Raw genomic sequence first — 24,248 nt, 5'->3', positions numbered from 1 at the left:
AATTGCGATTTCGAGTGCAGGCACAGCTCCTGTACTGGCACGCCGTTTACGCGAAAAGTTAGAAACATTAATACCACAACATATTGGCCCACTTGCCACACTGGTGGGTGGCTTTAGAGATAAAGTAAAACAGCGCTTTAAGCACTTTTCAGACCGCCGCCAATTTTGGGAAGGCGTGTTCGACTCATCGGTTGTAAGTAAAGTACAAACCGGCGACACCCAAGGCGCAGAGCAACAACTTGAACAAATGCTAGATGCAAAAGCCGAGCCCGAAGGCGAAGTTTATGTGGTAGGTGCCGGCCCTGGCGACCCAGAACTTTTAACCCTTAAAGCGCTTCAACTTATGCAACAGGCCGATGTCGTTGTATATGACTTTTTAGTGTCTGACGAAATTATGGAGCTGGTTCGCCGTGATGCCGACCTAATTTGTGTAGGTAAACGCTTAGGCGATCACAGTGTTGTTCAAGAAGATACTAACCAAATGTTGGTTGACCTCGCTAAACAAGGTAAAAAAGTGTGCCGAATTAAAGGGGGCGATCCCTTTATTTATGGCCGCGGCGGTGAAGAAGTTCAAGTATTGGCTGCCAACAACGTAAATTACCAAATAGTACCGGGAATTACAGCTGCAGCAGGGTGTAGCGCGTATGCAGGTATTCCGCTTACGCATCGCGATCATGCTCAGGCTATTCAATTTGTAACTGGGCATTGTAAAAAAGACGGCCAAGAACTTGATTGGCAATCGCTCGCTAAGCCAAATCAAACGCTTGCTATATACATGGGCGTTATTAAGTCACCGCACATTCAAGCTGAGCTATTGCAACATGGCCGTAAAGCCGACACGCCAGTTGCCGTAATCGAAAATGGTACGCGCAAAAATCAACGTGTAGTAACAGGCCAATTAGATGACCTTGCCGATTTAATTGAACGCAACAGCATTGTATCGCCAGCATTACTTATTATTGGTGAAGTAGCCGCCTTGCACTCGCAACTTGCATGGTTTGGGCAAAACAACCAAACAAGTAGCTATGCGCAACCGTTAACCGATATAGCAAATTAGTAACCAAATTTAACTTTATAACTTTTAATCATTTTAGTAGGACGACTAACAATGGCTTTAACTCATCTTCAGCAACTTGAAGCTGAAAGTATCAAAATCATGCGCGAAGTCGCCGCTGAGTTTGAGAACCCAGTAATGCTTTACTCAATTGGTAAAGACTCGTCGGTACTTTTGCATTTAGCGCGTAAAGCGTTTTACCCTGCAAAAATTCCGTTTCCGTTATTACACGTAGACACCGACTGGAAGTTTCGTGAAATGATTGAATTTCGCGACCGCATAGCAAAAGAGTACGACTTTGATCTACTGGTACACAAAAACCCAGAAGGCTTAGCAATGGGCGTTGGCCCCTTTACTCATGGCTCGGGTAAACATACCGACATAATGAAAACCCAAGGGTTAAAGCAAGCACTTAATAAATACGGTTTTGATGCCGCCTTTGGTGGCGCACGCCGTGATGAAGAAAAATCGCGTGCAAAAGAACGTGTGTACTCGTTCCGCGACAAACACCACCGTTGGGATCCAAAAAACCAGCGTCCAGAGCTTTGGAACACCTACAACAGCCAAGTAAACCCTGGCGAAAGCATTCGTGTATTCCCACTTTCTAACTGGACTGAGCTTGATATTTGGCAATACATTTATCAAGAAAACATCGAAATGGTACCACTTTACTTAGCTAAAGAGCGCCCAGTAGTTGAACGTGACGGCACACTCATTATGGTTGATGACGAACGTATGCCACTTGAAGAAGGCGAAGTACCACAAATGAAATCGGTCCGTTTTCGTACTTTAGGCTGTTACCCACTAACCGGTGCCGTTGAATCTACAGCCAGTACATTAACCGAAATTATTGAAGAAATGCTGCTATCTACGTCATCAGAACGCGAAGGCCGTGTGATTGACCATGACTCAGCAGGCTCAATGGAGAAGAAAAAACGTGAGGGGTATTTCTAATGTCTAGCCAAAATAACGATACATTTAACGAAGTAAAAGAAATAGGCATAGACGCCTACCTAGCACGCCAACAAGACAAAAGCTTATTACGTATGCTTACCTGTGGCAGCGTAGACGACGGTAAATCAACACTGATTGGCCGCCTGTTACACGACAGCCACCAAATTTATGAAGATCAGTTAGCTGCTCTTCACAAAGACAACGAAAAAGTAGGTAATGCAGGTGAAGATCTTGACCTTGCGCTACTCGTAGATGGACTTCAAGCTGAACGCGAACAAGGCATTACCATTGACGTAGCGTACCGCTATTTTTCAACGGCTAAACGTAAATTTATTATTGCCGACACCCCTGGCCATGAGCAATACACACGCAACATGGTAACGGGTGCATCAACAAGCGATGTTGCCATTATTTTGGTTGATGCGCGTTACGGCGTGCAAGTACAAACCAAGCGCCATAGCTTTATTTGTGACTCGCTAGGTATTAAACAGTTTGTTGTAGCCATTAACAAAATGGATATTGTTGATTTTGACGAAACCGTATATGAACGCATTAAAGCCGATTACCTTAAATTTGCCGAACAGCTAAACGTATCAAACATTAAGTTTGTACCTATGTCGGCGCTTAAAGGCGATAACGTAGTAACGCGTTCTGCGCATACACCTTACTACACCGACAAGCCACTGCTTGAGCTTTTAGAAGACTCACCAGCAGCCGAGACCGATACTGGTTTTGAAGCACGTTTACCTGTGCAATATGTAATACGCCCTAACCTAAACTTTCGTGGTTTTCAGGGCACATTAGCATCGGGCAAACTACAAGTAGGCGACGCTGTAAAAGTATTACCGTCAGGTAAAACTTCAAGCATTAAAGAAATTGTCACCTTTAATGGCAACCTAGACACAGCAGAAGCAGGCCAAGCAATTACTATCACGCTAAATAGCGAAATAGATATTAGCCGCGGCGACGTAATCGTACCGGCAAGCTCAACCGCCGCCGTTACTAATCAGCTTCAAGCTAAAATTGTATGGATGCATGAGTCGCCATTAGTGTTAGGTAAAAACTACAACCTAAAACTAGGCAGTAAAAACACGTCAGCGGTAGTTAAAAAGATTGATCACACCATCGATGTGAACACGCTTGAACACGGCACAGCCGATTCACTGCAGCTAAACGAAATAGCAATTGTAACACTTGAACTAACCGAAACTATTTTGGCCGACGAGTACCACAATAACCACGAAACAGGCTCATTCATTCTAATCGATCGTTTGTCTAACCTAACGGTTGCAGCAGGTATGATTGAACACGTACTGCAAAGCGAGCAAAGCAAAGGCGAGTTTAGTGACTTTGAAGTTGAGTTTAATAGCTTAGTACGCAAGCACTTCCCGCATTGGCAAGCGCTTGATATTTCAAAACTGTAAGTTTATTAATGTCTGTTAGGAATAATAAAGCATGGTAGAGCAGCTCGTTTTAACAGGCATAATGCTTACCTTAGTCGGGTGCCTTTTTGGCACCCGCATTAATCCTGCATGGTTATTTGTAAGCGCCATTGGCACCAGCTACTTAGCGGGGCTAATTGACCTAGAAAGCATGCTCGTTAATTACGCAAATCCGTCACTTATTACATTAGTACTATTGGTATTAGTGTCGATTGCNCAATCGAAAAAACCACATTAATTCAAAAGCTATCCATGTCGTTATCTAAAGGTAGCTTAGTTAAGTCGGTAACAAAGCTGGGGCTTTCCAGCGCATTTTTATCGTCGTTTACTAATAACACGGCAGTTGTTGCCTCGCTTATTAGTGCAATAAAAGATAACCCCAATCATTCACCCTCAAAGCTATTATTACCGCTGTCGTACACGGCTATTTTAGGCGGCACCATTACCCTAATTGGTACTTCAACAAACCTAATAGTTAACGGTTTTGCGGTAGATGCCGGCATGCAGCCTTTGGGCTTTTTCGACTTTACCTTAGTGGGTTTGGGGGCGCTTAGTGTTGGCCTTATTACTATTTTGGTCATGCTTAAATACTTACCCGACAACGGCAAGAGCGATCAAGAAGTCGTTCCTTTTTACCTTGAGGGTAAAATACAAACAGGCTCTAAATTAATAGGCCGCACAGTAGAAGAAAACGGCCTACGCGATTTAAAAGACTTGTTCCTCGCTGAAATAATTCGTAATAACGAACGTATATGCGCAGTAACGCCTCAGCAAATTATCCAACAAAACGACGTACTATTGTTTGTGGGGGATATAAAGTCGGTGCCGCTATTAACCCGTTTTGATGGTTTAAAAGTAGTGCACGACAATCATGAAAAAGACATCGAACATTTAGTTGAAGTGGTCGTAAGCCAGTCGTCTAAATTTATAGGCAAAACAGTAAAAGAAATCCGTTTTCGCGAGCAGTTTCACGCCGCTGTTATTGCTATTCGCCGTGGGCACGACCGCCTTCAAGGCGGCCTTGGCCAAGTGCAATTACAAGCCGGCGATTCACTCATTTTGGCACCCGGTAAAAACTTTTACAGCCTGCCTAATTTAAAGCGTGAGTTTGTGTATATTTCAGGCCTTGATTTACAAACCCACCTTGCGCCCAAACAATCTAATATTGTATTGCTCAGCTTTGCCGGTGTACTGGGTTTAAGTATTTTTGGGGTCGTGCCGTTAGTCAAAGGCTTATTGGTATTACTTATTGGCTTAATGCTCAGCGGCACCATAAAACTTAACGAAATAAAACGTCGCTTTCCGCTTGAGTTACTTGTTGTAGTAGGTAGCGCCATTGGCCTTGCAAAATTAATGATAGGCACAGGGCTTGCTGGGCAAATATCGAGTGCGCTATTTATGGTGCTTGGCGACTTTGGCCCTTACGGCGCATTTATAGCCATATTTTTAATGACCGTACTATTTACCGAACTGATTACCAATAATGCCGCCGCTGCGTTGTCGTTTCCGGTTGCGTATTCACTTGCCGTTGGCTTTAATGTAGACCCGCTCCCTATTATGGCGGTTGCTTTTGGTCGGCAAGTTTTATATCACCATTTGGGTATCAAACAAATTTAATGGTGTATAGCGCGGGTAATTATCGTTTAAAAGATTACATTGTTATGGGCTTGCCCCTTTCTATTATTTATTCAATCACGGTATTAACCCTGATCCCGCTAGTATTTCCGTTTTAATACTGGCGCAAACAGCATAAGAGACACATCACTATGGATGAAAATATAGTTTGGCATAACTACGCAACCACTAAAGCACAACGTAGCGAGCAAAAAAAACATAAGCCGGCTATTTTATGGTTTACCGGTTTTTCAGGCTCAGGTAAAAGCACCGTAGCCAACGCACTCGAAGCGGCGCTTAATCAGCAAGGTGTACACACTTACCTGCTCGATGGCGACAACGTACGCCACGGTTTATGCAAAGACCTAGGCTTTAGCGACGAAGACCGCATAGAAAACATTCGCCGCGTAGGCGAAACCGCAAAACTAATGACCGATGCAGGTTTATTAGTGCTTACTGCGTTTATATCGCCTTTTAGAGCTGAACGCGACATGGTGCGTAACTTAGTAGACGACGGTGAGTTTATTGAAGTATTTATAGATACCCCACTTGATGTATGTGAAAGCCGCGATCCAAAAGAGCTATACAAAAAAGCACGCGCAGGTGAAATAAAACACTTTACTGGGATCGACTCAAACTACGAAGTCCCCACCCAACCTGAAATAATTTTAGATACAAGTAAAAACACCCTAGACCAATCGGTTGCCCAACTGATAACGTATCTAAAACAAACGCATATAATAGGTTAACCCCAATGAACCAAACCGAACTGCTAGAAGAAACCCTCATCCTTGCCCGCACCGCAGGAAAAGCCATTATGGGGATTTACGAAAAGGACTTTAACGTTGAATACAAAGCCGATGAAAGCCCAGTAACCGACGCCGATTTAGCAGCTCATAAGATCATTGTAGCGGGGCTACTACAGCTTACGCCCGACATACCCATTCTTAGTGAAGAAAACGCCGACATAAACTGGGCTATTCGCCAAACGTGGAAAAGCTACTGGCTAGTAGACCCAATCGACGGCACTAAAGAGTTTATTAAAAAGAACGGCGAATTTACCGTAAACATAGCCCTAATCGAAAACGGAAAACCGGTACTCGCAGTTGTCGATGCCCCTGCACTTGGCGTATCGTACCTAGCTGCTGACGCCATTGGCGCTTTTAAAGACAAAGGCGATGAGCGTATAGAGCTAAAAGTAACCACTAAGCCTAATAAAGGGCTAATACGCGTTGTAGGTAGCCGCTCGCACCCATCTCCCGATTTAGCTGAATTTGTAAAACGCTTTGACGACGTTGAAATGGTATCAAAAGGCAGCTCACTAAAGTTATGCTTAGTGGCCGAAGGCAGTGCCGATATTTACCCGCGCCTAGGCCCAACGTGTGAATGGGATACAGGTGCAGGCCATGCAGTTGCTGAAATAGCCGGTGCTAAAGTGACTAAGCTTGATGGCAGCCCACTTATTTACAACACCAAAGATGAATACTTGAATCCGTATTTTGTGGTGAGTGCGATAGAAGAGTAAGCGCAGTTTTGAGTGGTTAGCTATCAGTTGTCAGCTAGGCAAGTGATAGCTTTTACTATGAAAGTTGCTCAGTGAGCATAAAGTAAAATACTTAGTAACGCTTAAGTTATTTATTATGTAAAAGTTAACTCAATAAGCGCACTAAAGCACAGCAAAGTTATAAACAAACCAAGCGATAAAATAACCTTTTCCTTTTGGGTTTGCTCAGGTTTTTGGGAAAATACAAAAACAGTTCGGTAAAGCGTACTAGGCACTATTAAAACCAAGCCAATAAACGCAGGAAACACACCTAATATAAAACCAAATGCAAAACCTGAATTTTCCATTTGGCCAAATATAGCGCTAAACCCAAACCAAATAATAGCAACTGCAAAAAACGCAACGCCCACTGAAATCGATAAAAGTGCCATTTATTAAATTCCTTTTATTTCATCTCGAAAGAAAAATTAGTTTAACGATTCTGAAACAGCTATCTCTGCATCTATAATCGCTCGATGCGCCTTTAAACCAATATTACTAGAATAAAAGTCAGCAGCAATTTTTAACTCTTGTGCAGTTAATAATGAAGTAAGTTTGCTTTTAAAAATAATTTTAGCTGCGTTGACATTAATTGGGTCAGCCATAACTTTTGAAGGCATTGACTCAATGAAGGCCCGCTTTTGGCTTTCGGGTAAATCCCTTAGTATTTCTGAAAGTATCTTTTCAGGACTAATATTCACTTCTCCCCCAAATAAACTTAAGATCTCTTCCATTTTTAGTGCTGCATAGAGTCGTTCAAATTCAACGTTTGAATCTATCTTATGAGTTGAAGTGCAAGCACAGGCTAGAAAAATAAATAATAATAACAATACGTTGTTCATAATAACCTTATAATTTATAGCTTTGAGTGGAAGTAAAACACTGATCCTAACTCTTTTTTAATAGAATACACTTAATTTATATTCAGCAATAAAAGCACTATCCCTCCAACAAACAGCACAAAATAAATCTTAACGTGCCAGTTTTTTGAATAGTTTTCTTTATACTCTCTGAGCATTTTATCAATATCGCTAGATGTGAATTCATAGCCACATCTATAACAGGTTGCCATGCCTTTTTTAATATGAGCTTTGCACTTAACACATTTATAAATATACGTAAGTCGGTCTATATTGAGATAAGGATATCCGTTATCTTTATTTTTCATCCTGCTGACACCTAATAATATAAAGAGCGACTGGGCAAATATGCTTTTTAAGGGATAAAGAAAGTAAAATAGGTGCACGCACCAATACCTATAATCAGCATAAAGAGCCGCTTTATTAAATTACCTTCAGTAGGAGGAATTTCCTCACCGGTGTATGGTGCATAAATACTTCTATTTAATATAAATGCATAGATATATCTATAACAAAAGAAAAATACAAACACACAAAACAACAACTTTTCTACTGACTCAAAACCTATGAAAAAAGCAGCTCCTAACATAAACCATACTATGCCGAGCAATATAACAATGGCTTTCTTTTTATCCATACTGACTGCCTTTATTTTTTCTTTAAGTTCTTTATTTATAAAATTTAATAGGCGTTTTAGTTAACATATTTGGACGTGTTGAAGCCTGTGAAAATCTAAGTAAGGTTTTTAACCTTTATTAAATTGCGGTTTTAACGCTGGAATTTATAGTCGGTAACCCTAATTTTTTGGCTATTGCTGCAAATTGAGCTTTTGTGTATGGCCCATAAACAAACTCCTTGTGTTCAGCAAACTTGTTATCTTTGATTTTATCAATATAGTAAAAAGCACAAGTTTTATGCGGACAAGCATAAACCGAAATATATTGCGCGTTTGACTTAATATTTATTGGTTCATCCAGTCGCCCAATATATGCGCCCTGACCAAGGCTGTAACCTAACCTTTTGGTACCGTCAATGTAATACACTTTATAAGGTTGCTCCTTCCAAATTGGAGAACACCCACTAAGAAGTAATGATATTAAAACTAAAAATGTTCTCACACACTTCCCTGCATTCTAGTAACTTGCTCAAATTACACCCTTATAGTTAACATGAGCGTGTTCTTATTTTATGTACATCTATTAGTAACAAACTGTGTAAGTGATTGCCAATTATAAAATTATATTAATCGAGGTATTTTACTATGTGTAAAAGAGTGCGGCATGAAGCAATACAGTGTTTTTAGCTAAAGGATAAAGGCAAAAGAATGACCGTTTCCAATCAACAAGTGATGGCTGTTATACGTTTTTAAGACTTGCCATTAATTGAACGCTTTTTAAGAGCTACGACCTTTATCGGTTTTGCTGGGCGATAAACGCAAGCGAGTGCTGGTTGAATAAGTCAGGGCGTTCTACATTACAAACATGGCCACATTGGTGAATAGTTTGCAGTACGCTATTTTTGTGGCGCTTTACCATTTCTTTAACCGGGCCAAGGAACATATGATCTTCTTTACCCATAATGTAAAGGATGGGGATATCAATGTCTTTTTCTTTGAAGTACTGCATTAAGGGGTTTACGTCCATGGCCAATTTAAACCATTTTATAAACTCTTTTTGGCACAAGCGCTTTGCTTCACGAACAAATAAAAGTCGAGATTCTTTATGGCGCTTTTTTGGCATCATAATAAAAGCAAATAAACGATACAGCCACATATACGGCAAGAAGTGTTTAAACGTATTACCTAAATAAACCAAAGTGTTGCTGCGGGTATTAAAGCGAGTCACCGCGCCACCTAGCACCATGCTAGAGACATATTGCGGCGCAATTTCAGCAATATTACGAATAAGAATGGTGCCCAGTGAAATACCAACAAAATGTGCGCTAGGGATATTGTTGTGATCTAACACATCGATAATGTCTTTAGAGACCTTATTAAACGAATAATTATTATCTACAAAGTTTTGCACTAAGTTGTTCGATTTACCGTGACCACGAAGATCGAGCAGCAATACATTATATTCTTTTTTATAGGCTTTAAGCTGACGGAACCAAATTGCCGAACTCCCCCCTGCTCCATGGACAAATACAACCCATGTTTTACTGGTTTCATGCGGAAAAATAGTATGAAAAAGAATATCTGTGCTCATTGCAGTTAGCGGCCTATTTACTTCATTTGGCATATTTAATTGTTAGAAGTATAACGGAGTTTAATAAAAATCGCTTATGAAGTTCAGAACAATCACTCCTACTTAACAACTTTTCGGGGCAGGTTTTGGTTTTTAAAGAAAAACAAATAATAACGCCCTACTCTTACTGACAGCGTATTTGAGGCGCTTGGCCATGAAAATTTAAGTATAGCTTTTTTAGTTTGTCGGGAACGAGTGACCAGCCCATTTCAATTCCAATAGGGGTCGCTTTCCAAAACAAGTGTTCAACATAATAGGTATCTATGTAATCAAACTCGGTAGGACTTGCAGTGTCTAGTTTTAGACTCATGTATGACAAATGCTTTAGGGCGTCGGCGTTTTTATGTTCGTTGAATGCAAACGTTGTTAAATTTGCGAACTCCTCCATACGAAAAGCGAACTCACATTCTTCGTGCTTATCCATTAGCGGTATGACGTCTGGAAACTTAGATTGTATATCCTCAATAAATTGTCTTATTTCTTGGTCTGCCATATATTCCCTATTAATACGTAGTCATTAAAATGCCGGTGTAAAATGTAAGCTAAATAAGGTTTAAGATACTTATATTAAAGCCAAAGAAAGCCTATCAATTTTAATTTACTTGCCTTTGTTCAAAGCATATATCGCCATTAATAGTGTCTTAGATTGAATAGAATTTTCTAGCTCTTCAGTTTCATCTAGACTAGAGACAGTAGAAATATAACCTTTAAAAATAACATTATCACCCACCTCAACTACCTCTTTACCTTGAGCTTTTACAAAACTCGTTACCCAAATATTGTTGATAGATGGAGTTTTTAAATCCAACAAGTACAAGTTATTGTTGTTTACTGTAATATGTTCTAATACTGTTCCCCCTAAAGCTGTTGCCTCTCCTTCATATTTTGCGTTTAACTCCCCATTATGAAATGGATTCTCATTAGCTTGATTTGCATACTTTCCAGCAAATGCTTGAATAGGCGTTAAAAACAATAAAATTAATAAATACTTTATCATCGGTTTATTCCTTAGTCGGGGTGTTTCTTGTTATGGGTTATAGATGTAAGTCATAGCGAGAGGCACAACCCTGTTATTTATTATTTTGTTAGCGACCCACAACACCTGTAATCCAATTGTAGTAACTAGATATTCTAGTTTGATAAGCAGTTGTACCATATAAACCGCCTTTAAATGCCGAAATATCTCCAGTTGCAAATTGCCAACTAGACAATCCCACTAGGGAGGGCTCACCGCTTTGATAAATGATAGAGGCGCCCCCGCTATCTCCAGAACCATACATCCCTTCTAGAGGGAGCGCGTTGCGCGGTGAGTCAAATTTGAATGTCAGCCATTTGCCATTTGCGCTTTCTACAACATTTTGAAATTTATTTGGCTGATATATATATTTAGTATCTAAATTTTCACCTGATAATCCATTTCCCATAGCACCTTTACCGAATACAGTTATGACTTTGCCTTTTTCGTCAGATTTTGAATAAATTGAAATTGGCTTAATGTCTAAAACAGGGCTGGATAGTTTTATTAAAGCAATATCACTGCTTGATTCCAAAACTTGCATAAGCGGCGCTAAGTCGCCACTAAGTATATTGTTGCTAGGTTTTACATATTCCGGATGGATATATACTTTTTCAATTTAATATTGTTTCGAACCGACGTTTAGCTTAGACCCTGCATAGTCGTGAAAGATAGTATGCGCTACTGTGACTACCCATTTTTCAGCAATAAGGACTCCATGGCCTTCCTGCGGCATATCGACAATATATTCTGGTATTTTTTCAACACGATAACTGTCTATTGGAACATCATGTCTCATGACCACTGCATAGGAACCGATGCAGTAAAAAGCTAATGCTATAAAAATGAAAAGTTTCATATCACTCCACAGCATAAATTGAGTAGATAACATTTTAACAAAAGAACACTTTCACCATTTTTGTATGAAAACATCCTTATTTTATGAACATCTATTAATAACAAAGCGTGTAAGTGTTTGCCAATTATAAATATTATATTTTAGCGAGTTATTTTACTGTGTAGAAAAAAGTAAAGGGTGTCATTAATGCGCTTTTAACACCTTGTGGTGGCTTTGTTTAATTTTACACCACTGTTTCGTATTCATGACACTTGGGGGCTATTTTAACGCAGTTAATTGCGGCTCTAGGGCGCTAAAAACATGAAAAAGTGGGCTAAAAACTATATCCTTCGGCGCGGTTATTATTATAAATAATGGACGGGCACACACACATGACAACACCTTTAGATGCAACGCATTCAAATGCATCAACACACACGTATTCAAGTGCAAATTCAAGCGCTAAATCTAAATGGAACCTGCACGATACGCAGTGGACCTTAAGCCTTTTTGGTACCGCCGTTGGTGCGGGTATTTTATTTTTACCTATTAACATTGGAATTGGCGGTTTTTGGCCGCTAATTATTATGGCGTGTTTAGCGTTTCCGATGACCTTTTTAGCCCACCGTGGTTTAGCCCGCTTTGTATTATCCTCTAAAAATAAGCATGCCGATTTTACCGATGTAGTTGAAGAACACTTTGGCGTTAATGCTGGGCGATTAATTTCGTTGTTGTACTTTTTATCTATATTCCCCATTTTGCTTATTTACGGTGTGGGCTTAACCAACACAGTAGACAGCTTTATGGTAAACCAGCTGGGTATGGAATCGCCGCCGCGCGTGGTACTTTCGGGTATTTTGGTAGCCGGTATGATAAGCCTTATGATGGGTGGCGAGCGCTTAATGCTGCGCGCGTTTTCTATTTTGGTGTACCCGCTTGTAGGTATTTTGTTTTTTCTATCGTTGTATTTAATTCCTAGCTGGCAAATGCCTGACATGAGCCTACCTGATGTGGGCAGCTTTGGTAAAACGTTGTGGTTATCTATTCCTATTATTGTGTTTTCGTTTAGCCATGCAGCGGCTATTTCAAGCTTTGTGCATGTACAACGCGAACACTATGACGACCTTGCTACACGCAAATCAGAAGCCATTTTAAAACGCACAAGCTTACTGTTAATTGTGTTTGTATTGCTGTTTGTATTTTCGTGCGTACTGTCGTTAACAGGTGAGCAAATGGCACAAGCAAAAGCTGATAATGTATCGGTTTTATCCTACCTTGCTAATATTACCCATAACTCGTTTATTGCAACGCTTGGGCCTTTAGTTGCCTTTATTGCCATTACGTCGTCGTTTTTAGGTCACTTTTTAGGGGCCCGCGAAAGCTTTACAGGCTTGGTAACTAAACAAACACAGCTTGGTGCTAAAACGGTAGATAAAATTGGCGTGGTTATTATGTTTTTTGCCATTTGGTTTTGTGCAGTTAAAAACCCAAGCATACTCGATATGATGGATCAGCTGTCGGGCCCTATTATTGCCATGATATTATTTATCATGCCTATGATTGCAGTTTATAAAGTACCGGCTCTGCATAAATATCGTAACCGTTTAAGCACATTGTTTGTATTAGCGGTGGGTGCGCTTGCGGTATTTGCACTTATTTACAGCATGATTAAATAGCACACCTATTCGAGCAAAGCCCAGCTAGTTAGCTGGGCTTTTTTGTGTGCTGTTTGTCTCAAATTGTTTTTTTATAGCTGCTATTGAGGCATGTTATAAATTAACTAGCCTAAAAATAAAACAATTATGCACCTTACAAAACAACACCTACTTTGCGTAAGCTTACTTACTACGCTTTTTTTAAGCCCCTTTGTTAAAGCCGATGGCGTGCCTGCTATTTTATCAATGAAAGAACGCGCTGCGTTTATAGATAATATAACCGAGCTTAGGGTAAACACATTAATGCCCAGCCTAATGAAGCAACACAACATCGATATGTGGCTGCTTATTAGCCGCGAATACAACGAAGATCCCATACTAAAAACAATGCTGCCAGCAACCTGGTTATCGGCAAGGCGTACCACCATTTTACTCTTTGCCTTAAATGAACAAGGCAATGTGGATGCTTACGCTATTGCGCCCTATAAAATAGGTAACGTATTTACAAAAGGGTGGGATAAAAAGACGCAGCCAAACCAGTGGCAAGCATTGAACGACATTATTGAACGCTACAAACCAAGTAATATTGCACTTAATACGTCTACCGATTGGGGGCATGCCGACGGTTTAGTACTGGGCGATTACAATACCTTAATGGCCAACTTACCCAGTACTTATAAAAATAAAATAATCTCGGCCGAGCCTTTGGCAGTTGCCTGGTTAGAGCAGCGTATTCCTCAAGAAATAGACATGTATAAACACATTGTTGCTATTGCGCACGCTATTATTGCTGAGGGTTTTTCAAGCAAAGTAATTACGGTAGGAAAAACAACCAGCGACGATTTAGTGTGGTGGTTTAGAGAGCGCGTAAAAGAGTTAAAACTACAAACATGGTTTCACCCAAGTATTGCAATACAACGCGCCGACAGCCAATCGTTCGACCACGAAGACAGCTTTACGAATGGTTACGCCGATAACGTTATTCAAGCGGGTGACTTACTGCATGTCGATTTTGGCATTACATACTTACGCTTAAACACCGACACCCAACAACATGCCTATGTTTTAAAACCTGGCGAAACAGACGCACCCGCTTACCTTGTTAATGCACTTAAAAAAGGCAATAAACTCCAAGACATTTTTACCTCTGAATTTAGCGAAGGTAAAACGGGTAATCAGGTATTAAAAGCCGCTCGCGAAAAAGCCATTGCTCAAGGTTTAAAACCCACTATTTATACGCACCCGCTTGGCTATCATGGTCATGCCGCGGGCACTACACTTGGCATGTGGGATTCACAACAAGGTGTGCCCGGCGATGGCGACTACCCATTGCATTTAAATACCGCTTATTCTATTGAGCTTAACAATGCAGTGTTTATAAAACCATGGAATAAAGAAATACGCATAATGCTAGAAGAAGACGCTATTTTTGATAAAACCGGCGTGTGGTACTTAAACGGCCGACAAACCGAGTTGTTACTTGTTAAATAACCTAAACTCTGATGTAAGTAATTTATAGGTATATTTATTAACGCATATAAAAATGGCGCTCAATGAGCGCCGTTTTTATTTAACTAACGTAACTGTTATTCAGTTTCTGGTAGGTTACGACCATAGAATATTTCTTGCATTTCACGGTTTAGCTTAGAGCGAATTTCTTCTTCTTCATCATCCGATAAATCAGTTGTAGAAAGACCAAACAAGTAAGTGTTTAGATCGGTTTCTTTTAACATCATTTTGGTGTGAAACAGATTTTCTTGATACACGTTTACGTCCATCATTTGGTACGCTTCTTTGGTATCGTCTGTCATGAAGTTTTGGATAGAGTTAATTGCGTGGTCAATGTAGTGCTTAACGCCGTTTACGTCGCGAGTAAAACCACGAACACGGTAGTCAATTGTTACCACGTCAGACTCTAAACTATGAATTAAAAAGTTTAGCGCTTTAAGCGGCGAAATAATGCCACACGTAGATACTTCAATATCAGCACGGAATGTACAAATACCATCATCAGGGTGAGCTTCTGGGTATGTGTGTACACAAATGTGGCTTTTATCTAGGTGCGCAACCACTGAATCAGGGAGTGGCCCTGGCGCTTCGTCAGCATCGTAATTTTGCTGCTCTTCTACTGGCTCTTCCGAAACCAAAATAGTCACACTGGCGCCTTGCGGTTCATAATCTTGGCGTGCAACATTTAAAATATTGGCACCAATAATATCAACAACTTCACCTAAAATGTCGGTTAGTCTATCTGCACTGTACTGCTCATCGATATATTCAATATATTCTTTACGTTGTTGCTCGGTTTTTGCGTAGCAAATATCGTAAATACTAAAGCTTAAACTTTTGGTTAAATTGTTAAAGCCATGAAGTTTAAGTTTATCGAAGGGTTTGTTCATAATAAACCAACCTATAAATTAGTGAAATCTGCACCTGCAGAATGAAAAGTTCGCGGATTTTATACGAATTTTCCTCGTGGAAAAAGCGTTATTTTACCTGTTCTTGCACAACTTCATGGCTGTGAGTAATTTCTACTGTTTTATCAAGCATTAATGCAACAGAACAATACTTTTCAGCAGACAAAGAAACAGCGCGTGCAAGGTGCTTTTCAGATACGTTTTTGCCTGTAACAACAAAATGTAAATTGATTTTAGTAAATACCCGAGGAGCCGTTTCAGCGCGTTCAGCACTCAATTGTACTTGAACGTCTGAAAAGTCTTGTTTAGCTTTTTTTAAAATACCCACAACGTCAACCGATGAACAACAGCCAACCGACATCAACACCATTTCCATTGGGCTAGGTGCCGCACTATCGCTACCGGTATCAAATACTACGTTGTGATTAGAATTAGAACGACCTACGAACGTGTCGCCTTCGACCCACTTTACATTTGCTTGCATGTTTTTATCTCAAAAATATTTTTGTTGATTGTAAGCAAGTTGGCCGCAGTTGCAAACGAAAATGCGATACGCGGCACTATAAATTGGGGCTTAATACTGCTGCGAAACAGCGCTGTCGAAGAGATTTTTAATTAAGCTGGCAAATTCGTCAATAAACTCATGTTGCTCAACCGTAACAGGCTGTGACGTAATGCTGCTAAGCACTTCTTGTAAGTCGTAAACAATGCCATCAACCTCGCGTACAATTAAGCTGCGCTGTTCTGTGTTGAGGTTTGTGTGCTGTTCACAAATTAGCATAACGTTTTCGGCAATAACATCCTCTATGAGTTCCATTACCGTTGGAGCGCCTGGTTTTATTACACCTGGCTTCTCAAACAATGCTAAATTTTGAGTTAGATACATGATTAAATCATCGTACCCTTGCCTATCTAAAACCATGATATTCACCACCTAATAATATTACTTACGCTGATTTAAGCAGAAAGCGCTGTTGATTGCTAGCTTTGTGATTTAAGCATATAAAAAAAGCAGCCGAAGCTGCTTTTATACTCATTAAGGAGTGCTTAATCTATTTTTAAGCCTGGGCTTAATGTTGCTGGCATGGCTACTTTTTCAAGCTCTACTGAAGCTACAGGGTATGCACAGTAGTCGGCTGCGTAGTACGCGCTTGCTCTGTGATTGCCTGATGCGCCAATACCACCAAATGGTGCAGCGCTAGACGCACCTGTAATTGGGCGGTTCCAGTTAACAATACCAGCACGAATACGACGTAAAAAGTGGTCGTAATCAGCTTGGCTGTCACTGAGTAAGCCTGCTGATAAACCAAAGCTTGTGTCGTTTGCTTTATCAATTGCGCTGTCAAAGTCGTCAAAGCGAAATACTTTTAAAAGTGGGCCAAAATGCTCTTCGTCTGGGAAGTCGCCAATTGCTGAACACTCAATAATACCTGGCGTTACAAAACCGGTATTTGCTGTGTGCTCAAGCCCTACAAGTACCTTACCGCCAAGTTCTACCAGCTCGCTTTGTGCTTTAACCATGCCTGCTGCTGCCGCTGATGAGATCATAGAGCCCATAAATGGCTGTTCTGCATCGTCGTAGTTACCTACTTTAATGGCTTTAGTTGCAGTAATTAGGCGCTCTAATATTGCATCGCCTTTGCTACCTTTAGGTAAAAACAATTTACGTGCACAGGTACAACGCTGGCCGCTTGAAATAAACGCTGATTGAACAATGTCGTGTACAACTGCTTTAGTGTCTTCAACGTCAGTAATAATAAGCGGGTTATTGCCACCCATTTCAAGCGCTAAAATTTTACCCGGCTGACCTGCAAACTGTTCATGTAAAATATGACCTGTGCGCGAAGAACCGGTAAAGAATAAACCATCAATACCTTTATGAGCAGCCAGTGCTTTACCTGTTTCAACTTCACCTTGTACAAGGTTAATGACACCAGCTGGTAAACCCGCTTTTTCCCATAGTTTAAGGGTAAGCTCAGCCACTTTTGGTGTTAGCTCAGACGGCTTAAATACCACGGTGTTACCCGCTAGTAACGCTGGCACAATATGGCCGTTTGGTAAGTGACCCGGAAAATTATATGGGCCAAATACCGCTACAACACCGTGCGGCTTATGACGGATCATGGCGCGCCCTAGTGGCATTGCGTTTTCGACGTCGCCTGTGCGCTCTAAAAATGCTTTCTCAGAAATGGCAATTTTACCAACCATCGCACCCGCTTCAGTGCGCGTTTCCCACAATGGCTTACCAGTTTCTTGAGCAATAGTGATTGCAAGCTCTTCGCTGTTTTCTTTTAATTGTGCTGCGAACGCTTTTACTATTTCTAGGCGCTCAGTAAAGCTTTTGTCTGCCCATGCATAAAACGCTTCACGCGCAGCGCTAACGGCGGCATCAACTTGCTCAGCAGTCGCTGACGATGCTTTCCAAATAACGTCGTTATTTGCTGGGTTTACTGAGTTAAATTCTGTGCCTTGGCCTTGTGACCATTGACCATTAATAAATTGTGCAGGATGAGTCATATACTTTCTCCTAAATTAAACTGGGGTTGCGCTAACAGTATCGCCTGTTTGTAGCTGCAGGGCGTCGGCGACTTGCTGCGATAACACAACGGTTTTAGCGCGTTCGTCGAAACTCATTGGTGTAACGGTCGCTCTAAAGTTTTCAAGCTTGTCGTTTGCTAACAACACCATGGTGTCGCCCGTTTGCTCACCAATTTCAACAATAAAATCGTGTGAGTTACGTACTGTAGCAATATTATCTACTTTTGCTTCAACTGTTGGGCCTGCGTCAAAAATATCAACGTAGCCGTTAAACGTGAAGCCTTCACTTTTTAATAATTCAATCGCTGGGCGTGTATTGTTGTGAACTTGACCGATTACCGCTTGCGCATCTTTACTGAGTAAATTGACGTAAATTGGGTATTTAGGCATAAGTTCAGCAATAAACACTTTTTGGCCTATACCGGTTAAGTAGTCAGCTGTTGGAAAGTCCATTGAGAAAAAATGTTCTTCTAACCATTTCCAAAACGGGCTATTACCGTTTTCGTCAGACACACCGCGCATTTCTGCAATAACGGTTTCTGCAAAACGCGCTTGGTGTTGTTTAATAAACATAAAGCGTGCTTTAGACAGTAGTTTGCCATTACAGTTTTTGCGATAGCCGTCTTTTAAAAATAGCGTACATAATTCTGTTGCACCGGTGTAGTCGTTACATAGCGTTAAAATATCGACTGCTTTGTAAACGTCTAGTGTACGCGAAGAATGAATCACTTTACTTAAATGGTAATGATAGAACGCATCATCTAGGCCTACAGCAGCTTCTATTGCTGAAGTACCTACTACTTCACCTGTTTCGCTATCTTCAAGAACAAACAAGTAGCCTTCGTCACCGGGTTGTGACGTTTGTTTAGCAAATGAGCTTACTGAATGGTCAATCTTCTTTTGTAATAGCTCTTCGTTTAAAGGCAAAGATGTAAAACCATGGCCCGATTCATGGGCAATTGTCAGTAATGCTGAATAATCATTTTGCTGGATTGGGCGAAGGATCATCATGAGTCCGCTTGCTCCCTTATCAATAACGGTAAATAGGATTCATAGGGCAAACATTGTTTGCCCTCGATAGATTGGCTAAAACAGCTTATGCGTTTACTACGCTTGCTACTGCTTTTTCAAAACGTGCCATACCTTCACGAATATCCGCTTCTGGGATAACAAGAGAGGGTGTAAAACGAACAACATCAGCACCTGCCACTAACGACATGAGGCCTTGTTCAGTACCGGCTACTAAAAACTCTTTAGCACGGCCTTTGTATTGCTCATTTACTACGGCGCCAATTAATAAACCTTTACCGCGAATTTCGCTAAATACGTTGTATTTTTCGTTTACCGCTGCAAGTAGCTCGTTAAATAAGGCTGCTTTTTCTTTTACACCAGCAAGTACTTCGGGTGTGTTAACAGTATCAAATGCGGCTTCTGCAACAGCACATGCAAGCGGGTTTCCGCCGTAAGTAGAACCATGAGTACCTACTTTAAGGTGCTGTGCAATATCTGTTGTCGTCAACATTGCGCCAATTGGAAAACCGCCACCTAATGCTTTAGCTGAAGTTAAAATATCAGGTACTACGTTTAAACCTTGATATGCGTATAAGTCGCCTGTACGGCCAACACCGGTTTGCACTTCATCAAAAATAAGCAGTGCGTTGTGTTTAGTACATAAATCGCGAACTTGTTGAGCAAACTCGTCAGTTGGCGAAACAATACCGCCTTCACCTTGCAGTGGTTCCATCATTACTGCACACGTTTGGTCGCTAATTAGCGCTTCAAATGCTGCTAGGTCATTGTAATCACAATGTACGATATCGCCCGGCTTAGGACCAAAACCATCTGAGTATGCTGCTTGGCCGCCAACCGTTACAGTAAAGAATGTACGGCCGTGGAAGCCTTTATTAAATGCGATAATTTGTGATTTTTCTGGGCCAAATTTATCAAGTGCAAAACGACGCGCTAATTTAAGTGCGGCTTCGTTTGCTTCTGCACCCGAGTTGGCAAAGTAAACTTTTTCACCAAAGGTTGCATCAACCATTTTTTTAGCTAGGCGAAGCGCCGGCTCATTGGTCATTACATTTGATAGGTGCCAAATTTTTTCGCCCTGTTCTTTTAATGCGCCTACTAATGCAGGGTGACAGTGGCCAAGACAGTTAACAGCAATACCACCAGCAAAGTCGATAAACTCTTTACCTTGTTGATCCCATACGCGAGAGCCTTCGCCTCGAACAGGAATTACGCTTGAAGGTGCGTAGTTAGGAACCATTACGTGATCAAATAATTCGCGATTGACTGTCATTTTATTTCCTCTTAATTGTGATCGACACAAAGCATAAAATAGGTGTTTGGCTAGTAATATTAACCAAGCTTTTTGGTACGTTCAGGTGTCTGTTTGGTACAAAAAATTGCTTTGTGGTTCAATTTTCAGGCGCCCATTATTTCAGAATTAGTGGTAGCTGTCTCGTTAAAAACTTTCATGTAACCCTTGAAAATAAAGGGCTTAAGATATTATTTCATAGATAGTGAATAACTATTTGCATACCCAATTACACAAATTTTTTCACAATTAACCGCATGAGCACTAAGACGTATAGGCTTTTAAGGCTAAATAACAAGGTGAATAAAAAAATAGAAATGAATGAATAGTCGTAAAAAAATTAACAAAAAATTTAATTTTTTAGTCAATTTGAATAGCAAGATTAGTAAAATTGCTTGTTTGGAGGGTTTTTAGTTCCGTTTTAGTGAACTGAAAATACGAAAACCACGATGCGGTTTCGTCAGGCTCGATGAGTTGGTGTTCTTTTAAAATTAAGTACTGAGAGTAACAACGCGCTTTTAACATGACCTGCGTTAACGGTAAGGCAGTATCGCCCTTATTTACGCCATTTTGCAGCTGCTCCATCACACCTTTAAATGGCAAATATTTAAAGGCCATTTTGTCGATGACTCGCGCACTGACCTGAATTGACTTATTACACAGCAACGTAGTTAAAAACAAAGGATCGGGCTTTAGCTCCAATAACGCTGTGTGTAGGTCTTTTTGGTTTTCTTGGCGCGCTATTTGTACTTTTCGTTGCCATACCTGCTCAAAGGTTTTTAAATATAAACGTACCAGCGTAATACGCCCTACATCTAATAACATACCCAGAGTAAAAGCATGAATGTCGTTGACGTCGTTTAGCTCTGCAATTTTTTGGGCTGCAATAGCGTTGGCCATAGCGCTGTCACGTAGCCTACGTTTTAGTAACGAAAAAGGCTCGGTGCTGTGTGGCATCCAGTGGCGAACTGCAAACGTGGGAATAACTAACTGTAAGTTATCAAGCCCTATGTAACGCAGAGCAAGTGATGGGCTATCTACTTTTACTGCGGTATTTTTTTTACTACGCTGGTTTCGGTAATAAGGTAAGTTAACGAGCGTAACCAGCTCTCGTCCAAGCCAACTTAAATCGTTTACTAACGGCTCCAAGCGGCCAACTGAGGCAGACTTTACCGCTAATATATCTAAAATAGTGGCGACACTGTCTTCAATCCCTATCGTGGTTTGAATTACTGCGTCTATATCTTCGAGCTGTTTAAATATGGCTGTTTCTATTACTTTATGAAGCTGTTCGCTGGCTTGTGCACGATACTTATGATGCGCGGTGCTTGTTTGCTTACGCTTTTGTTGCGCTGATACTTCAACCTGCAACAAGGTGCGCTGCTTCATAGGCTCGCCGTAATCAATATCTAATGTATGAATAAACCCAATTTGCTGGTGCGCAAAGCTATGACCCAACAGCAAATCGTGTGCTCGTTGGTCAAGTATTTTTGCTGTACGCTGTTGTAATGCAAGTTCGGTCATAGTGCTCATTAAATAGTAAGTATTGAATACGTTTAGTATTATTAGACTAGAAGCGAGTTAAAAAGTTATCAAGCAGTTCTAATCCCTGCTCTGTTAAAATAGCCTCAGGATGAAACTGCACCCCTTCAATTGCTAATTCTTTGTGTTGCATTCCCATTATTTCGTCAAACTCACCTTGCGGTGTTTGTGTCCACGCTGTTATTTCAAGCTCGTTGGGTAACGACTGCGCTTTAACCACCAGCGAGTGATAACGACAAACCGTTAACGGATTAGCTAACCCTTTAAAAACACCTTTGTTGGTATGCATTATGGCAGATGTTTTTCCGTGCATTACTTTTTTGGCGCGCACTACATCCCCCCCTAGGGCTTGCGCAATAGTTTGATGCCCCAAACAAATTCCTAAAATAGGGTATTGGCCTTTTAACTGCTCAACAACACTTAACGATATACCAGCTTCATTCGGTGAGCAAGGACCCGGCGAGATAACTATATGTTCTGGGTTAAGTTGCTTAATTTGTGCAATGCTCAGCTCGTCATTGCGCTTGACTAATACGTCTTGATCTAATCGCTGAAAGTACTGCACTAAGTTATAAGTAAACGAATCGTAGTTATCGATCATTAAAAGCATGTAATAGAGTACTCAAAAAAGGAGTTATTGGGAGTATTTAAGCCTTTGCATTCTAACCTAAGCCGCGTTAGGTGTCAGTGATTTCGGCTATATAAACCGTAATTCCCTCTTTAGGATGAAGTAACGGCTCTTTTTTTGTCCCATTAATTTTATATTTATAAGGTTGAATTACGATCGACCTAACCCAAGGTTATACTATGAAATGGCTTATTTTCTGTAAGCGTCTTTATTTTTATTAAGGAGCGACTATGTTAGGCGAAGACCATTCATTAACAAACGACTTTCCTGAGCACACAAGCACGATTAACACGTTAAATAAAAGTGATGCTGACTTTGCTGATAAAGCTAAACAGTACAATAAGCTAGATAAAGAAATAAGAGTATTAGAATTGGACGGTGCGCCTATTAGCGACGAGCAAATGCACCAGCTAAAACACGACCGCTCTGAATTAAAAGATTGGTTATATCAGCGATTAATAAGCGCATAGTAAATATAAAACTCCAAAACAAAAAAGAGTTCGCCCTTTTAAAGTGGTGAACTCTTTGTTTGTCTTCTATGAAACTTTATAGGGTGTATAGCTTAGTGATACACCCTTTAACTCACGCTCATATTGCGTTAGCTATATTGCAAGTTGCAATAACTTTAAATCGAGCGCATCAATTAATTGCTGATTTTTAGTGTCATTTAATGCATCAGCATGAGGGGCTGCAAAACACTCAGCGTCATTATCAAAATACAGCCCTGTTGAATTGCTAAATTCATCGCTTAGCGCAGCACGGCAAAATATATCGGCACCTAACTTTAAATCGCCGCCATTGAGGCCGTATGCGTCTTTAACCATTTTACTACCCAGTAATGACTTAGGATTAACCGATACCACTAATGGACCGCTACCCTTAAGCTTTAAGCCCATATGACGCGACCACATTGTAATTGCCAATTTGCTTTGTGCGTATGCTGCGTTGTCAGACAAAGCGCTTTGTCCAATCAGTGCATCTAAGTTGACCGTTGCTTGCGCCGCTGACGACACATTCACTATTCGCCCTTGGGTATTAAAAAGCGGCAATAATAAAGTTGTTAATAAATAAGGGGCAAATGTGTTTACTGCAAATCGTGCATCAAGACCGTCTGCAGTTTCTGGGTTCTCGATTTTAAACACACCGGCATTATTAATCAGTACATCTAAGCGTTTATGATCAGCTGTAATTTGTTTAGCCAAGTTTTGCACTTGCGCCATTTCGCTTAAATCAGCTACGTAAGTTTGTGTACGCGCTTGCGGGTAGTCGTTATCAAGCAAAGTTTGTACGTTTTTAAGCTTTTGCGCGTTACGCCCATGAAGAAGCACAGTATGGCCTTGCGCTAACAGTATTTTAGCTGTTTCAAACCCAATACCATCTGTTGCACCTGTTACTAAAATTGTTTTATTCATACCTGTCTCCATGTTGTGTAGAACATAGCCTACACATTCAACGCTTAATGATGGGGTTATAATAGCATTGCCACTTGTGAGTGATAATTAGGCAGTCATTAAATCTGTATATAGAAAATATTAATAAAGCGATTCAAAGCGAATGTGTGTTTTTTAGCCATTTATTTGAA

At 40.6% G+C, this 24,248-nt stretch carries 25 protein-coding genes and 3 pseudogenes; 10 read left to right on the top strand and 18 right to left on the bottom strand.

The window, feature by feature from the left end:
* From cysG to cysQ, 7 genes and pseudogenes are all read left to right on the top strand, one after another.
* The coding region (gene cysG / locus ATS71_RS17715; RefSeq protein ID WP_235591525.1) for a siroheme synthase CysG at positions 1-1,057 on the top strand (1,057 nt) is incomplete at its 5' end.
* A 51-nt stretch (positions 1,058-1,108) separates the two neighbouring features.
* The gene (gene cysD / locus ATS71_RS17710; protein WP_006791269.1) at positions 1,109-2,008 is read left to right on the top strand and encodes a sulfate adenylyltransferase subunit CysD; all 900 of its coding nucleotides are present in this window, start codon (positions 1,109-1,111) and stop codon (positions 2,006-2,008) included.
* On the top strand, positions 2,008-3,432 hold the full coding sequence (gene cysN / locus ATS71_RS17705) for a sulfate adenylyltransferase subunit CysN (RefSeq protein ID WP_058405987.1): 1,425 nt from the start codon (positions 2,008-2,010) through the stop codon (positions 3,430-3,432). Before cysD ends, cysN begins: the two co-directional genes overlap by 1 nt.
* Positions 3,433-3,463: 31 nt before the next feature.
* Positions 3,464-3,666: pseudogene (locus ATS71_RS19250) on the top strand (SLC13 family permease); the annotation flags it as partial.
* A gap of 1 nt (position 3,667) precedes the next feature.
* A pseudogene (locus tag ATS71_RS17700) lies at positions 3,668-5,183 on the top strand (SLC13 family permease); the annotation flags it as partial.
* Between the two features lie 33 nt (positions 5,184-5,216).
* Positions 5,217-5,813 (top strand): adenylyl-sulfate kinase, encoded by a 597-nt coding sequence (gene cysC / locus ATS71_RS17695; protein WP_058405986.1) that lies wholly within the window; start codon positions 5,217-5,219, stop codon positions 5,811-5,813.
* Between the two features lie 5 nt (positions 5,814-5,818).
* The gene (gene cysQ, locus ATS71_RS17690; protein ID WP_058405985.1) at positions 5,819-6,589 is read left to right on the top strand and encodes a 3'(2'),5'-bisphosphate nucleotidase CysQ; all 771 of its coding nucleotides are present in this window, start codon (positions 5,819-5,821) and stop codon (positions 6,587-6,589) included.
* Positions 6,590-6,702: 113 nt separating this feature from the next.
* On the opposite strand, the gene ATS71_RS17685 is transcribed toward cysQ, so the two are convergent.
* The 9 genes and pseudogenes from ATS71_RS17685 to ATS71_RS17645 all read right to left on the bottom strand — a co-directional run bounded on the left by ATS71_RS17685 (position 6,703) and on the right by ATS71_RS17645 (position 11,587).
* The gene (locus ATS71_RS17685; protein WP_058405984.1) at positions 6,703-6,999 is read right to left on the bottom strand and encodes a hypothetical protein; all 297 of its coding nucleotides are present in this window, start codon (positions 6,997-6,999) and stop codon (positions 6,703-6,705) included.
* Positions 7,000-7,035: 36 nt separating this feature from the next.
* The gene (locus tag ATS71_RS17680; protein ID WP_058405983.1) at positions 7,036-7,449 is read right to left on the bottom strand and encodes a hypothetical protein; all 414 of its coding nucleotides are present in this window, start codon (positions 7,447-7,449) and stop codon (positions 7,036-7,038) included.
* 71 nt (positions 7,450-7,520) lie between these two features.
* Positions 7,521-7,775: a hypothetical protein gene (locus tag ATS71_RS17675; protein ID WP_058405982.1), complete on the bottom strand. Its 255-nt coding sequence runs from the start codon at positions 7,773-7,775 to the stop codon at positions 7,521-7,523.
* A 47-nt stretch (positions 7,776-7,822) separates the two neighbouring features.
* Positions 7,823-8,104, bottom strand: coding sequence for a hypothetical protein (locus ATS71_RS17670; protein ID WP_058405981.1), 282 nt, complete (start codon positions 8,102-8,104; stop codon positions 7,823-7,825).
* A 118-nt stretch (positions 8,105-8,222) separates the two neighbouring features.
* Positions 8,223-8,585, bottom strand: a complete 363-nt coding sequence (locus ATS71_RS17665) for a hypothetical protein (protein ID WP_058405980.1) — start codon at positions 8,583-8,585, stop codon at positions 8,223-8,225.
* A 291-nt stretch (positions 8,586-8,876) separates the two neighbouring features.
* Positions 8,877-9,674 carry an alpha/beta fold hydrolase gene (locus ATS71_RS17660; RefSeq protein ID WP_058405979.1) on the bottom strand — a complete coding sequence of 266 codons (798 nt, stop codon included), beginning with the start codon at positions 9,672-9,674 and terminating at the stop codon, positions 8,877-8,879.
* Between the two features lie 163 nt (positions 9,675-9,837).
* Positions 9,838-10,206 carry a DUF7674 family protein gene (locus tag ATS71_RS17655; protein ID WP_058405978.1) on the bottom strand — a complete coding sequence of 123 codons (369 nt, stop codon included), beginning with the start codon at positions 10,204-10,206 and terminating at the stop codon, positions 9,838-9,840.
* A 105-nt stretch (positions 10,207-10,311) separates the two neighbouring features.
* On the bottom strand, positions 10,312-10,710 hold the full coding sequence (locus ATS71_RS17650) for a hypothetical protein (protein WP_058405977.1): 399 nt from the start codon (positions 10,708-10,710) through the stop codon (positions 10,312-10,314).
* A gap of 88 nt (positions 10,711-10,798) precedes the next feature.
* Positions 10,799-11,587 (bottom strand): annotated as a pseudogene (locus ATS71_RS17645) (trypsin-like serine protease).
* Positions 11,588-11,958: 371 nt separating this feature from the next.
* On the opposite strand from ATS71_RS17645, the gene ATS71_RS17640 reads away from it, so the two are divergent.
* A complete protein-coding gene (locus ATS71_RS17640; protein ID WP_058405976.1) occupies positions 11,959-13,242 on the top strand; it encodes an aromatic amino acid transport family protein in 1,284 nt (427 codons plus the stop codon).
* 126 nt (positions 13,243-13,368) lie between these two features.
* Entirely contained in the window at positions 13,369-14,712 is a 1,344-nt protein-coding gene (locus ATS71_RS17635; protein ID WP_058405975.1) for a M24 family metallopeptidase, read from the top strand.
* 95 nt (positions 14,713-14,807) lie between these two features.
* On the opposite strand, the gene speD is transcribed toward ATS71_RS17635, so the two are convergent.
* The 8 genes from speD to ATS71_RS17595 all read right to left on the bottom strand — a co-directional run bounded on the left by speD (position 14,808) and on the right by ATS71_RS17595 (position 22,648).
* A complete protein-coding gene (gene speD, locus ATS71_RS17630) occupies positions 14,808-15,620 on the bottom strand; it encodes an adenosylmethionine decarboxylase (RefSeq protein ID WP_006791283.1) in 813 nt (270 codons plus the stop codon).
* 88 nt (positions 15,621-15,708) lie between these two features.
* A complete protein-coding gene (locus ATS71_RS17625; RefSeq protein WP_058405974.1) occupies positions 15,709-16,122 on the bottom strand; it encodes an OsmC family protein in 414 nt (137 codons plus the stop codon).
* 90 nt (positions 16,123-16,212) lie between these two features.
* A complete protein-coding gene (locus ATS71_RS17620; protein WP_006791285.1) occupies positions 16,213-16,560 on the bottom strand; it encodes a DUF3802 family protein in 348 nt (115 codons plus the stop codon).
* A gap of 125 nt (positions 16,561-16,685) precedes the next feature.
* Entirely contained in the window at positions 16,686-18,155 is a 1,470-nt protein-coding gene (gene astD / locus ATS71_RS17615; protein WP_058405973.1) for a succinylglutamate-semialdehyde dehydrogenase, read from the bottom strand.
* 15 nt (positions 18,156-18,170) lie between these two features.
* Positions 18,171-19,187 carry an arginine N-succinyltransferase gene (gene astA, locus ATS71_RS17610; protein WP_058405972.1) on the bottom strand — a complete coding sequence of 339 codons (1,017 nt, stop codon included), beginning with the start codon at positions 19,185-19,187 and terminating at the stop codon, positions 18,171-18,173.
* Positions 19,188-19,272: 85 nt separating this feature from the next.
* Complete coding sequence (locus tag ATS71_RS17605) at positions 19,273-20,478, bottom strand: aspartate aminotransferase family protein (RefSeq protein WP_058405971.1); 1,206 nt, start codon at positions 20,476-20,478, stop codon at positions 19,273-19,275.
* Between the two features lie 378 nt (positions 20,479-20,856).
* Positions 20,857-22,020, bottom strand: coding sequence for an HDOD domain-containing protein (locus ATS71_RS17600; protein ID WP_058405970.1), 1,164 nt, complete (start codon positions 22,018-22,020; stop codon positions 20,857-20,859).
* A gap of 46 nt (positions 22,021-22,066) precedes the next feature.
* Positions 22,067-22,648, bottom strand: coding sequence for an anthranilate synthase component II (locus ATS71_RS17595; RefSeq protein WP_058405969.1), 582 nt, complete (start codon positions 22,646-22,648; stop codon positions 22,067-22,069).
* Between the two features lie 248 nt (positions 22,649-22,896).
* On the opposite strand from ATS71_RS17595, the gene ATS71_RS17590 reads away from it, so the two are divergent.
* Positions 22,897-23,136 (top strand): YdcH family protein, encoded by a 240-nt coding sequence (locus ATS71_RS17590; RefSeq protein ID WP_058405968.1) that lies wholly within the window; start codon positions 22,897-22,899, stop codon positions 23,134-23,136.
* Positions 23,137-23,268: 132 nt separating this feature from the next.
* On the opposite strand, the gene ATS71_RS17585 is transcribed toward ATS71_RS17590, so the two are convergent.
* Positions 23,269-24,078, bottom strand: coding sequence for an SDR family NAD(P)-dependent oxidoreductase (locus ATS71_RS17585; protein WP_058405967.1), 810 nt, complete (start codon positions 24,076-24,078; stop codon positions 23,269-23,271).
* Positions 24,079-24,248: the final 170 nt, after the last annotated feature.

The organism is Pseudoalteromonas sp. H71 (genome assembly GCF_001468485.1).
In the GTDB taxonomy this organism is placed as follows: domain Bacteria; phylum Pseudomonadota; class Gammaproteobacteria; order Enterobacterales; family Alteromonadaceae; genus Pseudoalteromonas.
This window is presented reverse-complemented; position numbering and strand designations above follow the sequence as displayed.

Bases quoted from the DNA above. Each gene is read 5' to 3' on its own strand.
- cysD (WP_006791269.1), top strand. From the start codon at position 1,109: ATGGCTTTAACTCATCTTCAGCAACTTGAAGCTGAAAGTATCAAAATC.
- cysN (WP_058405987.1), top strand. From the start codon at position 2,008: ATGTCTAGCCAAAATAACGATACATTTAACGAAGTAAAAGAAATAGGC.
- cysC (WP_058405986.1), top strand. From the start codon at position 5,217: ATGGATGAAAATATAGTTTGGCATAACTACGCAACCACTAAAGCACAA.
- cysQ (WP_058405985.1), top strand. From the start codon at position 5,819: ATGAACCAAACCGAACTGCTAGAAGAAACCCTCATCCTTGCCCGCACC.
- ATS71_RS17685 (WP_058405984.1), bottom strand. From the start codon at position 6,999: ATGGCACTTTTATCGATTTCAGTGGGCGTTGCGTTTTTTGCAGTTGCT.
- ATS71_RS17680 (WP_058405983.1), bottom strand. From the start codon at position 7,449: ATGAACAACGTATTGTTATTATTATTTATTTTTCTAGCCTGTGCTTGC.
- ATS71_RS17675 (WP_058405982.1), bottom strand. From the start codon at position 7,775: ATGAAAAATAAAGATAACGGATATCCTTATCTCAATATAGACCGACTT.
- ATS71_RS17670 (WP_058405981.1), bottom strand. From the start codon at position 8,104: ATGGATAAAAAGAAAGCCATTGTTATATTGCTCGGCATAGTATGGTTT.
- ATS71_RS17660 (WP_058405979.1), bottom strand. From the start codon at position 9,674: ATGAGCACAGATATTCTTTTTCATACTATTTTTCCGCATGAAACCAGT.
- ATS71_RS17655 (WP_058405978.1), bottom strand. From the start codon at position 10,206: ATGGCAGACCAAGAAATAAGACAATTTATTGAGGATATACAATCTAAG.
- ATS71_RS17650 (WP_058405977.1), bottom strand. From the start codon at position 10,710: ATGATAAAGTATTTATTAATTTTATTGTTTTTAACGCCTATTCAAGCA.
- ATS71_RS17640 (WP_058405976.1), top strand. From the start codon at position 11,959: ATGACAACACCTTTAGATGCAACGCATTCAAATGCATCAACACACACG.
- ATS71_RS17635 (WP_058405975.1), top strand. From the start codon at position 13,369: ATGCACCTTACAAAACAACACCTACTTTGCGTAAGCTTACTTACTACG.
- speD (WP_006791283.1), bottom strand. From the start codon at position 15,620: ATGAACAAACCCTTCGATAAACTTAAACTTCATGGCTTTAACAATTTA.
- ATS71_RS17625 (WP_058405974.1), bottom strand. From the start codon at position 16,122: ATGCAAGCAAATGTAAAGTGGGTCGAAGGCGACACGTTCGTAGGTCGT.
- ATS71_RS17620 (WP_006791285.1), bottom strand. From the start codon at position 16,560: ATGGTTTTAGATAGGCAAGGGTACGATGATTTAATCATGTATCTAACT.
- astD (WP_058405973.1), bottom strand. From the start codon at position 18,155: ATGACTCATCCTGCACAATTTATTAATGGTCAATGGTCACAAGGCCAA.
- astA (WP_058405972.1), bottom strand. From the start codon at position 19,187: ATGATGATCCTTCGCCCAATCCAGCAAAATGATTATTCAGCATTACTG.
- ATS71_RS17605 (WP_058405971.1), bottom strand. From the start codon at position 20,478: ATGACAGTCAATCGCGAATTATTTGATCACGTAATGGTTCCTAACTAC.
- ATS71_RS17600 (WP_058405970.1), bottom strand. From the start codon at position 22,020: ATGACCGAACTTGCATTACAACAGCGTACAGCAAAAATACTTGACCAA.
- ATS71_RS17595 (WP_058405969.1), bottom strand. From the start codon at position 22,648: ATGCTTTTAATGATCGATAACTACGATTCGTTTACTTATAACTTAGTG.
- ATS71_RS17590 (WP_058405968.1), top strand. From the start codon at position 22,897: ATGTTAGGCGAAGACCATTCATTAACAAACGACTTTCCTGAGCACACA.
- ATS71_RS17585 (WP_058405967.1), bottom strand. From the start codon at position 24,078: ATGAATAAAACAATTTTAGTAACAGGTGCAACAGATGGTATTGGGTTT.